At 65.4% G+C, this 11,264-nt stretch carries 15 protein-coding genes; 8 read left to right on the top strand and 7 right to left on the bottom strand.

All coding sequences use genetic code 11. From position 1 onward, the window contains the following. The first annotated feature begins 10 nt into the window (after positions 1–10). Entirely contained in the window at positions 11–847 is an 837-nt protein-coding gene (locus tag GJ672_RS02515; protein WP_154295729.1) for an SDR family oxidoreductase, read from the top strand. Here GJ672_RS02515 and GJ672_RS02510 read toward each other — a convergent pair. From GJ672_RS02510 to GJ672_RS02500, 3 genes are all read right to left on the bottom strand, one after another. Next, positions 820–1,167 carry a cytochrome c gene (locus tag GJ672_RS02510; protein WP_154295728.1) on the bottom strand — a complete coding sequence of 116 codons (348 nt, stop codon included), beginning with the start codon at positions 1,165–1,167 and terminating at the stop codon, positions 820–822. The two genes, GJ672_RS02515 and GJ672_RS02510, sit on opposite strands and share 28 nt — an antisense overlap. After that, positions 1,164–1,505 (bottom strand): cytochrome c, encoded by a 342-nt coding sequence (locus GJ672_RS02505; RefSeq protein WP_154295727.1) that lies wholly within the window; start codon positions 1,503–1,505, stop codon positions 1,164–1,166. The genes GJ672_RS02510 and GJ672_RS02505 overlap by 4 nt, the downstream gene beginning before the upstream one ends. A 75-nt stretch (positions 1,506–1,580) precedes the next feature. After that, positions 1,581–1,862: an acylphosphatase gene (locus GJ672_RS02500; protein WP_154295726.1), complete on the bottom strand. Its 282-nt coding sequence runs from the start codon at positions 1,860–1,862 to the stop codon at positions 1,581–1,583. Between the two features lie 46 nt (positions 1,863–1,908). On the opposite strand from GJ672_RS02500, the gene wrbA reads away from it, so the two are divergent. Together wrbA and GJ672_RS02490 are read left to right on the top strand one after the other, a co-directional pair. Next, positions 1,909–2,526, top strand: a complete 618-nt coding sequence (wrbA, locus tag GJ672_RS02495; protein WP_154295725.1) for an NAD(P)H:quinone oxidoreductase — start codon at positions 1,909–1,911, stop codon at positions 2,524–2,526. Then, a complete protein-coding gene (locus GJ672_RS02490) occupies positions 2,519–2,965 on the top strand; it encodes a DUF2069 domain-containing protein (protein ID WP_229381929.1) in 447 nt (148 codons plus the stop codon). The genes wrbA and GJ672_RS02490 overlap by 8 nt, the downstream gene beginning before the upstream one ends. On the opposite strand, the gene hda is transcribed toward GJ672_RS02490, so the two are convergent. Both hda and GJ672_RS02480 read right to left on the bottom strand, forming a co-directional pair. Continuing rightward, positions 2,962–3,654 carry a DnaA regulatory inactivator Hda gene (gene hda, locus GJ672_RS02485; RefSeq protein WP_195759531.1) on the bottom strand — a complete coding sequence of 231 codons (693 nt, stop codon included), beginning with the start codon at positions 3,652–3,654 and terminating at the stop codon, positions 2,962–2,964. The genes GJ672_RS02490 and hda overlap by 4 nt on opposite strands. Positions 3,655–3,665: 11 nt before the next feature. After that, the gene (locus GJ672_RS02480; protein ID WP_154295723.1) at positions 3,666–4,697 is read right to left on the bottom strand and encodes a DUF2066 domain-containing protein; all 1,032 of its coding nucleotides are present in this window, start codon (positions 4,695–4,697) and stop codon (positions 3,666–3,668) included. 94 nt (positions 4,698–4,791) lie between these two features. On the opposite strand from GJ672_RS02480, the gene purM reads away from it, so the two are divergent. From purM to GJ672_RS02465, 3 genes are read left to right on the top strand one after another with little or no spacing between them, the layout of a single operon-like run. Further along, positions 4,792–5,844 carry a phosphoribosylformylglycinamidine cyclo-ligase gene (purM, locus tag GJ672_RS02475; protein WP_229381928.1) on the top strand — a complete coding sequence of 351 codons (1,053 nt, stop codon included), beginning with the start codon at positions 4,792–4,794 and terminating at the stop codon, positions 5,842–5,844. Beyond that, positions 5,841–6,500, top strand: coding sequence for a phosphoribosylglycinamide formyltransferase (gene purN / locus GJ672_RS02470; protein WP_154295721.1), 660 nt, complete (start codon positions 5,841–5,843; stop codon positions 6,498–6,500). The genes purM and purN overlap by 4 nt, the downstream gene beginning before the upstream one ends. Continuing rightward, positions 6,501–7,238: a DUF3108 domain-containing protein gene (locus tag GJ672_RS02465; protein ID WP_154295720.1), complete on the top strand. Its 738-nt coding sequence runs from the start codon at positions 6,501–6,503 to the stop codon at positions 7,236–7,238. Between the two features lie 10 nt (positions 7,239–7,248). On the opposite strand, the gene dcd is transcribed toward GJ672_RS02465, so the two are convergent. Next, positions 7,249–7,812, bottom strand: a complete 564-nt coding sequence (dcd, locus tag GJ672_RS02460) for a dCTP deaminase (protein ID WP_154295719.1) — start codon at positions 7,810–7,812, stop codon at positions 7,249–7,251. A gap of 10 nt (positions 7,813–7,822) precedes the next feature. Further along, positions 7,823–8,917 (bottom strand): iron-sulfur cluster carrier protein ApbC, encoded by a 1,095-nt coding sequence (apbC, locus tag GJ672_RS02455; protein WP_154295718.1) that lies wholly within the window; start codon positions 8,915–8,917, stop codon positions 7,823–7,825. A 121-nt stretch (positions 8,918–9,038) separates the two neighbouring features. Here apbC and GJ672_RS02450 point away from each other — a divergent pair, with 121 nt between their 5' ends. Further along, entirely contained in the window at positions 9,039–9,590 is a 552-nt protein-coding gene (locus GJ672_RS02450) for a shikimate kinase (RefSeq protein ID WP_154295717.1), read from the top strand. Positions 9,591–9,611: 21 nt separating this feature from the next. Next, on the top strand, positions 9,612–11,264 hold the full coding sequence (gene metG, locus GJ672_RS02445) for a methionine--tRNA ligase (protein ID WP_154295716.1): 1,653 nt from the start codon (positions 9,612–9,614) through the stop codon (positions 11,262–11,264).

Below are 11,264 nucleotides of genomic sequence, written 5' to 3'. Positions count from 1 at the left end.
TCTAGCCCCAATGAGTGAGCGCATCCTGATTGTTGGCTGCGGGCGGCTTGGCAGCCGCCTGGGCCAAAGACTGGCGGCGGCAGGGCATCAAGTCTTCGGGCTGCGCCGGTCCCCGGCCTCCCTGCCAGGCGGTATTGAACCGGTGGCGGCCAACCTGCTGGAAACCCCGCTACCCGCGGTTCTGCCCTCGGAGCTTGACCGGGTCTATTACATCCTGACCCCGCCCAGCTATGACGACGCCGGCTATCAGGCCGCGTATGTCCAGGGTCTGTCCCGGCTGCTCCCCGCACTGCAGACCACCGGCAGCGGTCATGCCCGATTGATTTTTGTCTCAAGTACCGGAGTGTACGGCCAGTCCGGGGGCGACTGGGTGGATGAGCACAGCCCCACGCAGCCAGCGCGTTTTTCGGGGCAGCGGCTTCTGGAAGCCGAGTCGGTTGCCGCGACCCATGGCGGCCGGTCGGTGAGCGTGCGGTTTTCGGGCATTTATGGCCCGGATCGGGATGCGCTGGTCCGCCGGGTGCGCCGTGGAGGGGCCTGCGGTGATCATCCGCCCCGCTATACCAACCGCATTCACGAAGATGATTGCGTGGGAGTCCTGTGCCACCTGGGTGACCTGCCGTCGCCGGCACCCGTCTACGTGGCCACCGACGACCACCCCTGCACCCAATGCGAAATCATGGACTGGATGGCGGGGGTGCTGGGGTGTCCCACACCGCCGAGGGAGGCGAGTGACAACGCCGGCCGGCGATGCAGCAATCAGCAGCTAGTGGCCAGCGGCTACCGCTTCAGGCATCCGGACTACCGCAGTGGCTACGCCTACCTGCGCGATCGATCGGGGGTGTGAAGCGCCGGCTCCAGCTGGCTGTAGAAAGCCGCCAAATCCCGCATGTCCTCTTCGCTGAGGTTGGCGGCCTGCCCGTTCATGATGGCGTTGACGCGGTCGCCGGACTGATAGGCCCGCAGGGTATGCAGCAGGTAGTCGGCATGCTGACCCGCCAGAATCGGAAATTCGGGATTGTCCGCAGCGCCTTTCGCCCCATGACAGGCAATGCAGGTCTGAGCCTTTTCCTGGCCCGCAATCGGATCACCGACGGCCTGAGCCGATGCGGCGGAGCCGACCAGGCTCATCACGAGACCCAGCACGAAAGCGATGGATCGGTTCATGGTGTTTCACTCCGCCCGAAGGCCTCAAAATAAGCGGCAATGTCCCGCTTGTCCTGCTCGGACAGGGTCCCAGCGATGGCCTGCATGGTGGGATGCCGCCGATCACCGTTCTTGTAGGCCTGCAGAGAGGAAACGATGTATTGCGCGTGCTGCCCGCCGATGCGAGGCACCCGAAAGGCTGGATAGGCATTGCGGTAACCGTCAATCGCGTGACATCCCATACAGGTATAGGCTTTCTCGCGACCCAGAATCGGATCGCCCTCTTCAGCAAGAGCGGTCAGTGGCAGACTCATGAACAGCCCCAACAGCCCGGCTGTCATCATTCGGAAGGTTCTCATCGTGCTCCTCTTGGCCGCATGGCGCCATATATTTCCATGGATTGATTATCCGGTAAAGCGCCGGTGCGCCGCTTCTCAGGCGATCACGAAATCCGGATGACTCGGATCGTCCGCCGGGCTTGAGTCGACGCTGCGAACCCGGGCCTCCGCGGGCCCGTCCCAGAGCCAGGCTTCCAGCGCCTTCAACGCCTCGGGTGCGCCGCAGGCGATGACTTCCACCCGGCCATCCGGGCAGTTTCTTACCTGCCCCCGAAGCCCCAGGCTTTGGGCCTGATCCTGGGTGGAGGCCCGATACCAGACGCCCTGGACGCGTCCGGTCACGATGAAACGCCGGCATGTGTCGGTGTGCGTCGTCATGTCTTTCCCCTTGCACCGGCCTCTTTCAGCCCGGATGATCCAGCCCATGCAATGTGAAATTCTGGTTCTCTATTATAGCCGTCACGGGGCCACCCATGACATGGCCCGCCAGGTCGCCCATGGCGTTGAATCCATCCCTGGCGCCGAGGCCCGGGTGCGAACGGTACCGCCGGTCTCAGAAGTCAGCGAAGCCACCGCACCCGCCGTGCCGGAGGCCGGGGCTCCGTACGCAGTCCTCGACGACCTGGCGGAGTGTCAGGGCTTGGTCATGGGGAGCCCGACCCGGTTTGGCAACATGGCCGCGCCCCTCAAGCATTACATCGACCAGACCACCGGGCTCTGGCTCAGCGGCGCTCTTGATGGCCGACCCGCGGGGGTATTCACCTCCACGGGGAGCCTTCACGGGGGTCAGGAAACCACGCTGATTTCCATGATGCTGCCGCTGCTGCATCACGGCATGTACCTGGTGGGACTGCCCTATTCCGAACCGGGGCTCACCGCCACCACCTCCGGCGGAACGCCCTACGGTCCGAGCCACCTGGCGGGCGGCGACTCCGACCGGCCGGTGGACGATACCGAGGCCGAGCTCTGCCGCTGCCTCGGCGCCCGGGTCGCCCGCGCCGCCATCCAGCTGAAACGCGGACAGGAGTCCACCCGTGAGTGACGCCGGCGAGATCCGGGAAACCGCGACCACCGTGGCCCCCAGCCCCCTCTACAAGGTGGCGGTGGCGTCCTACATCAGCCTGATGGCGCTGCTGGCGGCGTGGGTGTTAGTGCTCGACCCTCCCCCGCCGGCGGTTCGCATCCTGCTGCTGGTGATCTTTCTATTGCCCCTGATGCTGGGCCTGCCGGGCCTGCTGGCCCGCCGCCGCTACACCATGCAGTGGACCGGCATGCTGAGCCTTGCCTATTTCGTGCATGGGCTGATTGCGGCCACGGGCCTGGGGCTCGGCCGCTGGCTGGGCAGCATCGAGGTGCTGCTGGCGCTGACCTATTTCGGCTGCAGTCTGCTGGTGCTGCGCTACGGCAAACGGGCCCACCAGGCGGCCAAGGCCGCCAGGGACGCCTCTGAGTCGAGTACCGACACCCCGGCGGACAACTAGCCGGCAAGCACCCCGCGAATGAACGGAACCGTCAGTCGGCGGGCTGATCGGAGGGACGCGGCATCCAGGCGATCCATCAGCGCCATGAGGTGCGACAGGTCCCGAGCCTCCCGGCTCAGCAGATAGTTAACGCTTTCCGGGGGCAGGTGCAGTCCTCGCCGACGGGCCGCCTGCTCGAGAATGCGACGCCGCCGCTCGTCATCCGGCGGGGTCAGGCGCAACGAGAGCATGGCCTGCAGCCGGGACACCAGATCCGGCAGACCCATCTCGAGGCCCGCCGGCGTGCGATCTGCCGCCACCATCAATTGTCCACCGGCGTCCCGAAGCCGGTTGTAGGTGTGAAAAATCGCTTCTTCCCAATCCGGCCGCCCGGCCACCTCATGCAGATCATCAATGGCCACCAGGGCCATGTGCTCCAGCCCCTCCAGCAGGGCCGGCGAACCGCCGCCATGCTCGGCCAGGGAGACATAAACCGCCGCCTGTCCGCCCTGACCCCGCTGCGCGCAGGCCGCGTGCAGCAGATGGGTTTTGCCGCAGTCAGCCGGCCCTGAGAAAAAAAGCCACTGGGCATGGGGCGTCTCCAGGGCCTCCACCGCCGCAACGGCTTCCTCGTTGCCCTGAGCGACAAAGCAGGCCAGATCACTGGACTGATCCCACCGAAAGTCCAGTGCCAGTTGCGAAAAATCCACTCCCGGCCCCGTCATTCCCAGCGATAACCGTCCGTGGTGGCCACCAACCGGGCATCGCGATTGAGAGAGTCCCGGACCTGATCGGGTTCGACGCTGATCGACAGCTCGAAATCCGCCGCATCCCCGCGCACGCCAAGCGTGATCACTTGAGCGACCCCCGCCAGGGACTCCAGCCGCTCGGTCACCCGGTCATGGATCGCCAGATCCCGGATGCCGACCACCCGGACCGTCAGGCGGCCGCGGGCGCCTAGGTCCGGAAGATAGGTGAACCGCTCCCGAAGCTGTTCCAGCAGGGGTTCCAGCGTTTCGTCCACTAGCTGCCCCGCCGCCTCGCCGGTCACGCGCCAGCGCCGCGTGGTGGCCTGCTCCGGATCCACCAGCATCCAGCCGACCCGGGCAGCACCGCCTCGCGCCACCACCTGGCCCGCCAGCAGGCGATCCGACCCGTAGCGCCCGGAGGCATCGATTACCGGATCCACGAAGCCGGCGGCAATGTCCGCATGGGAAATGGCGGCGAGATCCTGCAGATCCATGATCGGAAAAAGCATGCGAACCCCCAGGTCCGCGGCCGCGTGTGCCAGCTGATCCCCCAGCTCCCCGGGATCGCCCGACTGCAGGATGCGGGGGCCGTCCCCGTCATCCATGGACACCCACGCCAGCACCGTCGGTGGACGCTGCGGCCAGATGGGGATGTCCGCCGCCACCAGCGCTTCGCGCAGCCGGCGAACGTCATAACGGGCCACCAGAAAGGAATCGCCGTCCTCGCCCCGCCGGTAGGAGAATCCCTGCAGGTAATCATCGGCCTGGTCGCGCATCTCGGCGGCCGCCGCTGTCTCGGTAACGGCGGGATCGCCGGTCAGCCGTTTCAACACCCCGTCGATGCCTGCCGCGGTCGCCGCCTGGCGGGCACGATCGGTCTGATCCGCCACAGGCACCTCGACCCGGCCCGGCGAGGGCAGATCCCTGGCCAGCCCCGGTGAGGTGAGCAGCGCCCCCAGCAGACCGACGAGCAGGACAAGCAAAGCAGGATGGCGGGTTGTCATGAGACTGAACCGGGACTCCCGGAGCGATGGCGGTGACGGTTAAGTTATCATGGACACTGATACTCAACGAAGAACCGCCAGCGGAGGAACAGGCTTGACCAAGCGCGACGCAGAGGAAGGACTCACCTATCGGGACGCCGGCGTCGACATCGAGGCCGGGGCCGCCCTGGTGGAGCGCATTGGCGGTGCCGTGGCCTCGACCCGGCGGGCCGGGATGCTGGGTGGCCTGGGCGGTTTTGGCGGCCTGTTCGAGCTGCCCGTGGACCGATACCGACGGCCCGTGCTGGTCTCGGGCACGGATGGCGTCGGCACCAAGTTGCGCCTCGCCCTGGACACCGGCCGGCACGAGGGCATCGGTGTCGACCTGGTGGCCATGTGTGTTAACGACGTCATTGTCACCGGCGCCGAGCCGCTGTTTTTCCTCGACTATTACGCCACCGGCCGACTCGATCTCGAGGTGGCGGAACAGGTCATCAAGGGGATTGCCGATGGCTGTCGCCAGGCCGGGGCCGGACTGATCGGTGGCGAGACCGCCGAAATGCCGGGCATTTACGGCGACGGTGACTATGATCTGGCCGGTTTCTGTGTTGGCGTGGTGGAGCGGGACGAAATCATTGACGGCAGCCGGATACGGCCTGGCGACGCGGTGATCGCAGTGGCCAGCAGCGGCGCCCACGCCAATGGCTATTCACTGATCCGGCGGATTATCGAACGGGATCCGCGGGGCATGAACCGCGAGTTGGACGGTCAGAGCCTGACGGATCTCCTGCTCGAGCCCACCCGGATCTATGTCCGGTCCCTGCAGCGGCTCAGGGACGAGGTGCCGCTCAACGGGCTTTGCCACATCACCGGCGGCGGCCTCACCGAGAACCTGCCCCGAATCATTCCTGCGCCGCTGGCAGCTCGTATCGACACCCGCAGCTGGGACTGGCCGGTCCTTTTCCAGTGGCTGCAGCAGACCGGCGACGTGGCCACCGAAGAGATGCTCCGCACCTTCAACTGCGGCGTCGGCATGGTCGCCGTGGTGCCCGCGGCGGCGGTGAATGACGCGCTGGACGTCCTCAGGGCGACCGGCGAGCAGGCCTGGCTGCTCGGCGATGTGGCGGCGAGCGGCGGGCCGGCGGTGAGCTACACGGAGGGATCATGACCCGAGCCGATCTGCGGATCGCGGTGTTGATCTCCGGATCCGGCAGCAACCTCCAGGCGCTGCTGGATGCCATCGCCGGCGGCGAAATTGCAGGCCGGATCGTCCGGGTGATCAGCAACCGGGCCGAGGCCGGTGGCCTGGAGCGTGCCCGCCGCGCCGGGGTAGAAACCGAAGTCCTGCCCCATGGTGACTATCCGGACCGGGAGACCTACGACGCGGCGCTCGCCGCGCGGCTGAATACGGTCAGCCCGGATCTGGTGGTGCTGGCGGGATTCATGCGCATCCTCTCCGATGGCTTTGTTGAGGCGTTCCAGGGACGGCTGGTGAATATTCATCCCTCGCTGCTGCCGGCCTATCGCGGGCTGCACACCCACGCCCGGGCGCTACAGGCCGGTGACCGGGAGCATGGCTGCAGTGTCCATTACGTAATCCCGGCCCTCGATGCGGGCCCGGTGATTGCCCAGGCAAGTCTGCCGGTGCACGAGACGGACACGCCGGAATCGCTGGAGACGCGGGTGCGGACGCTGGAACATCGGCTCTATCCCCTGGTGGTGCGCTGGATCGCGGACGGGCGGGTCGCCATGCGGGCGGGACGGGTCTGCCTGGATGGCGAGCCATTGTCGCGTCCGCCCTGCATAACCGCCGGGACCCCCTGAATGAAAGGCGGGCGACTGGCGATGATGGCACTGGCCCTGCTGGCGGTGATCGGTGCCGCCCAGGCCAGCCCGCCACCGCCGGAATTCGAAGCGCGCTACCAGTTGCAACGGGTGGGCATCACTCTCGGCGAGGCCCACCTGCAGTTTCGCCGGCCCTTCCCCGAGCGCTATGACTATCGCCTCCACACTCGGGCCACTGGCCCGGCTCGGCTGGTGGTTCGCGCCGAAGTGGAAGAGTCCAGCCGTGGCCGGATTACCGAGCAGGGGTTCCGTCCGGATGTCTACCGTTACCAGCGACGCGGCGACGACGACGAACGCGAGGCCGAACTGCGGTTCAACTGGGCGCGCCTGCAGGTGGTCAATGACATCGAGGATTACCCCTGGCGCATGGACATCACGCCGGACACCATCGACCGGGTGATCAGCCCACTGCAGTTAATGCATGACCTCGGCCATCGTGAAGGGTCCGAGGATCGTCTGGTCTACCAGGTGGCCGATGGCGGAGAACTCAGGGCCTATACCCTGCACATCGAAGGTTACGAGCGGGTCAGCACCCCGGCCGGTGAGTTCGAAGCACTGCGGATCCGCCGTCAGGACCCCGACCGGGACCGCTACACCCTGCTCTGGTGTGCCCCCTCACTGCACTATCTGGCCGTTCAGATCGAGCAGCATGAAGACGACAGCCTGAACGTGCGGATGCGCCTCGCCGAGGTCGAGGGCCTCGGCGGCGAGGGCTGATCGACGGGCCTCAGGGGCGTGGCAGTGTGACGCCCCGTTGACCCATGTATTTGCCGGCCCGATCCTTGTAGGACGATTCGCAGACTTCGTCGGACTCCAGGAAAAGCATCTGCGCCACCCCCTCATTGGCATAGATTTTCGCCGGCAGGGTGGTGGTGTTGGAGAACTCCAGGGTCACGTGTCCTTCCCACTCCGGCTCCAGGGGCGTGACGTTGACGATGATGCCGCAGCGGGCGTACGTGGATTTCCCCAGGCAGATGGTGAGCACATTGCGGGGAATCCGGAAGTATTCCACGGTGCTGGCCAGAGCGAAGCTGTTGGGCGGGATGATGCAGACGTCGGCGCGCACATCCACAAAGCTGGACTCGTCGAAGGCTTTCGGATCCACCACCGCCGAGTTGATGTTGGTGAAAATCTTGAAGTGATCCGCGCAGCGCACGTCATAGCCGTAGCTGGACGTGCCATAGGAGATCATCCGTCCGCCGGCATTCTCCCTGACCTGCCCGGGCTCGAAGGGCTCGATCATGCCCTCTTTGGCTCTCTCTCTGATCCAGCGATCCGATTTGATGCTCACGGCACCGCTCCTAGTTGTCGTCGACGACGATGTTGGGGAAGCGGCTGGCACCCGCGGGATCCTGCAGCGAGAGCAGCGCCGCCGTGCGGCGGGCAGCCTGCCGGTAGCGCTCGGCAGCCGCGGAATGAGGGTCCGCCACCACGGTGGGCTGGCCCCGGTCGGCCTGCTCCCGAATGGAAATATCCAGGGGCAGGGAGCCCAGCAGTTCCACGCCCTCCTGCTCGGCCAGACGCTGACCACCACCGGCGCCGAAAATATGTTCTTCGTGCCCGCACTGGCTACAGCAGTGAATGCTCATGTTCTCGAGAATGCCCAGCACCGGAACGTTGACCTTCTCGAACATCTTGACGCCCTTGCGTGCATCCAGGGTGGCAATGTCCTGGGGCGTGGTGATCACCACGGCCCCGGCCACCGGCACTTTCTGGGACAGCGTCAGCTGGATGTCACCGGTCCCGGGAGGCAGGTCAATCACCAGGTAATCCAGCGCCTCCCAGCGGGATTCGTTGAGCAGCTGGGTCAACGCCTGGGTAACCATCGGACCCCGCCAGACCATGGGAGAATCCTCTTCAATCAGAAATCCGATGGACATCACCTGGACGCCATAATTGTCCAGGGGCGTCAGGGTCTTGCCATCGGGGCTTTCCGGCCGACGCCCCGCCACGCCCATCATCCGCGGCTGGCTGGGGCCATAGATGTCCGCATCCAGCAGCCCCACCCGCGCGCCCTCATCGGAAAGCGCCAGCGCCAGATTGGCCGCGCTGGTGGATTTGCCGACACCCCCCTTGGCAGACGCCACCGCAACGATGTTGCGGACCGACTCCAGGGGCTTGAGCGCCGCCTGCACCTGCCGGGCAGAGACCGCCCAGTCCACCTCCACCGTCACCGACTCGGCACCCGTGGCTGCCGTCACGGCATCACGGACGTTCGCCTGCAGCTCGGCGCGGTAGCGATCCACCGGAAACCCCAGCTTCAGATGAATCCGGACACCCGCCTCGGTGATCTCCACCGCCTGCACGGCACCGGCACTCACCAGATCGGTCCCCAGACTGGGTTCCGTCCAGCGGCTCAAGGCATCTTCGACGGTTGCACGGGACAGCTCCGGCATGTGGTCTCCTCAAATCACTTATCGCCCCACAAACTGCCGGAAGTCTACCCTGCGCCCCGGGTGCATTAAACACGCTGCGGGTGGGGTTGCCGCCGCCCGCCTCTGGGGGCAGATTGCCCCCATGGACACGACACCGGACAACGTGGTGCTAATCGGCATGCCAGGCGCGGGCAAGAGCACGGTGGGAGTGCTGCTGGCCCGGGAACTCGGGCTGGATTTCGTGGACACCGACCTGCTGATTCAACGACGGGAGGGGCGGCGCCTGCAGGACATCGTCGATACCGGCGGTCATCAGGCGCTGCGACGAATCGAGGCGGAGGTGCTGACAAGGCTGGACTGCCGGGGCCACGTCATCGCCACCGGTGGCAGCGCGGTGTACAGCGAGGCGGCCATGGCTCAACTGAGCCACCATGGCGTGATCGTGCATTTGGATGTGACGCTGGCGGTGATCGCGGCGCGGGTGACCGACTTCGATACCCGCGGCATCGCCCGGGCCGCCGGCCAGTCGCTGGAAGACCTGTACCGGGAGCGACAGGCCCTGTATCGCCACTACGCCGATCTCACCGTGGATGTCAGTCATCGGGACCAGGCGGCCAGCGCCCGGGCCATCGCGGCGGCCCTGCGGGAGAGTGATGCCTGGCCCGCCGGCTCTGGCATAATATCGGGTTCCTGATTGTCACCGCGCGGAGCGTTCATGAGCCGCAAGATACTGGTCACCAGTGCCCTGCCCTATGCCAATGGCCCGATTCATCTGGGTCATCTGGTGGAATACATCCAGACCGACATCTGGGTCCGCTTCCAGAAGCTGCAGGGCAATGAGTGCTGGTATGTCTGCGCCGATGACGCCCATGGCACGCCGATCATGCTCAAGGCCCGGGAGCGGGGCCTGACCCCGGAAGCGCTGATTGATCAGATTGGCACCGAGCACCGGCGGGATTTCGCCGGCTTTCACATCGATTTTGACAACTACTACAGCACTCATTCGCCGGAGAACCGCCACTACTCCGAGCTGATTTACAGCCGGTTGCGGGATGGCGGCTATATCGATCGTCAGACCATTACTCAGGCCTACGATCCGCGGGAGGCGATGTTCCTGCCCGATCGCTACATCAAGGGCACCTGCCCGCGGTGCGGGGCGGATGATCAATATGGCGACAACTGCGAAGCCTGCGGCGCCAGTTACTCGCCGGATGAGCTGAAAAATCCGGTGTCGGTGCTCTCCGGCGAGACCCCGGTGCAGAAGGAGTCCGAGCACTATTTCTTCCGGCTCCAGGATTTCGAAGACATGCTGCGTCACTGGGCCCGAAGCGAAGGCCTGCAGGACGAGGTGGCCAACAAGCTCCAGGAGTGGTTCGACGCCGGCCTGCGCGCCTGGGACATCTCCCGTGACGAGCCATATTTCGGCTTTGAAATCCCGGACGCACCGGGCAAGTATTTTTATGTCTGGCTGGACGCGCCCATCGGCTACATGGCCAGCTTCCAGGATCTCTGCAATCGCCGCGGCATCGACTTTGACGACTTCTGGGCCGCCGATTCGGACGCTGAGCTCTATCATTTCATCGGCAAGGACATCGTCTATTTTCATGCGCTGTTCTGGCCGGCCATGCTCCATGGCGCCGGCTTCCGCACCCCCACCCGGGTCTGCGCCCACGGGTTTCTCACCGTGGACGGCCAGAAGATGTCCAAGTCCCGGGGCACCTTCATCATGGCCGAAACCTATCTGCGCCATCTGAACCCCGAGTACCTGCGGTATTACTTTGCGGCCAAACTGGGCAGCGGTGTGCATGACATCGACCTGAGCCTGGAGGACTTCAGTCAGCGGGTGAATGCCGATCTGGTGGGCAAGCTGGTGAATATCGCCAGCCGTTGCGCCGGGTTCATTCACAAGCGGTTCGAGGGGCGGTTGAGCCCCCACCTGGATAGCCCCGAGCTGTTCCGGCGGTTCAGCGCCGAAGCCGAAAACATCAGTGGCCTCTACGAGGATCGCTCCTTTGCCCGGGTGGTGCGCGAGGTGATGGCCCTGGCCGATGAGGCCAATCAGTACATTGACGAGCAGAAACCCTGGGTCGCCATTAAAGACCCGGAACAGGCTGCCTCCGTGCAGGCGGTCTGCACCACCGGCATCAACCTGTTCCGCCTGCTGATGCTCTACCTCAAGCCGGTGCTGCCGGAGACGGCCCGGGCGGCGGAAACCTTCCTCAATGTCGAGTCCATGCAGTGGAGTGACGCCAGTCAGCCGCTGCTGGATCACGACATCGCGCCTTTCAAGCCACTGCTTACCCGGGTGGACCCGGACGCCATTGCCGCGGTCATCGACGAGTCAAAAGACAGCCTGAGAGCCACATGA

It is taken from the genome of Spiribacter sp. 2438 (assembly GCF_009676705.1).
In the GTDB taxonomy this organism is placed as follows: Bacteria; Pseudomonadota; Gammaproteobacteria; order Nitrococcales; family Nitrococcaceae; genus Spiribacter.
Note: the sequence above shows the minus strand (reverse complement) of the source record. Positions and strands in the feature narration are given on the sequence as shown.

Excerpts from the sequence above, each read along its gene's own strand:
- GJ672_RS02515 (WP_154295729.1), top strand. The coding sequence starts at position 11 with ATGAGTGAGCGCATCCTGATTGTTGGCTGCGGGCGGCTTGGCAGCCGC.
- GJ672_RS02510 (WP_154295728.1), bottom strand. The coding sequence starts at position 1,167 with ATGAACCGATCCATCGCTTTCGTGCTGGGTCTCGTGATGAGCCTGGTC.
- GJ672_RS02505 (WP_154295727.1), bottom strand. The coding sequence starts at position 1,505 with ATGAGAACCTTCCGAATGATGACAGCCGGGCTGTTGGGGCTGTTCATG.
- GJ672_RS02500 (WP_154295726.1), bottom strand. The coding sequence starts at position 1,862 with ATGACGACGCACACCGACACATGCCGGCGTTTCATCGTGACCGGACGC.
- wrbA (WP_154295725.1), top strand. The coding sequence starts at position 1,909 with ATGCAATGTGAAATTCTGGTTCTCTATTATAGCCGTCACGGGGCCACC.
- GJ672_RS02480 (WP_154295723.1), bottom strand. The coding sequence starts at position 4,697 with ATGACAACCCGCCATCCTGCTTTGCTTGTCCTGCTCGTCGGTCTGCTG.
- purN (WP_154295721.1), top strand. The coding sequence starts at position 5,841 with ATGACCCGAGCCGATCTGCGGATCGCGGTGTTGATCTCCGGATCCGGC.
- GJ672_RS02465 (WP_154295720.1), top strand. The coding sequence starts at position 6,501 with ATGAAAGGCGGGCGACTGGCGATGATGGCACTGGCCCTGCTGGCGGTG.
- apbC (WP_154295718.1), bottom strand. The coding sequence starts at position 8,917 with ATGCCGGAGCTGTCCCGTGCAACCGTCGAAGATGCCTTGAGCCGCTGG.
- GJ672_RS02450 (WP_154295717.1), top strand. The coding sequence starts at position 9,039 with ATGGACACGACACCGGACAACGTGGTGCTAATCGGCATGCCAGGCGCG.
- metG (WP_154295716.1), top strand. The coding sequence starts at position 9,612 with ATGAGCCGCAAGATACTGGTCACCAGTGCCCTGCCCTATGCCAATGGC.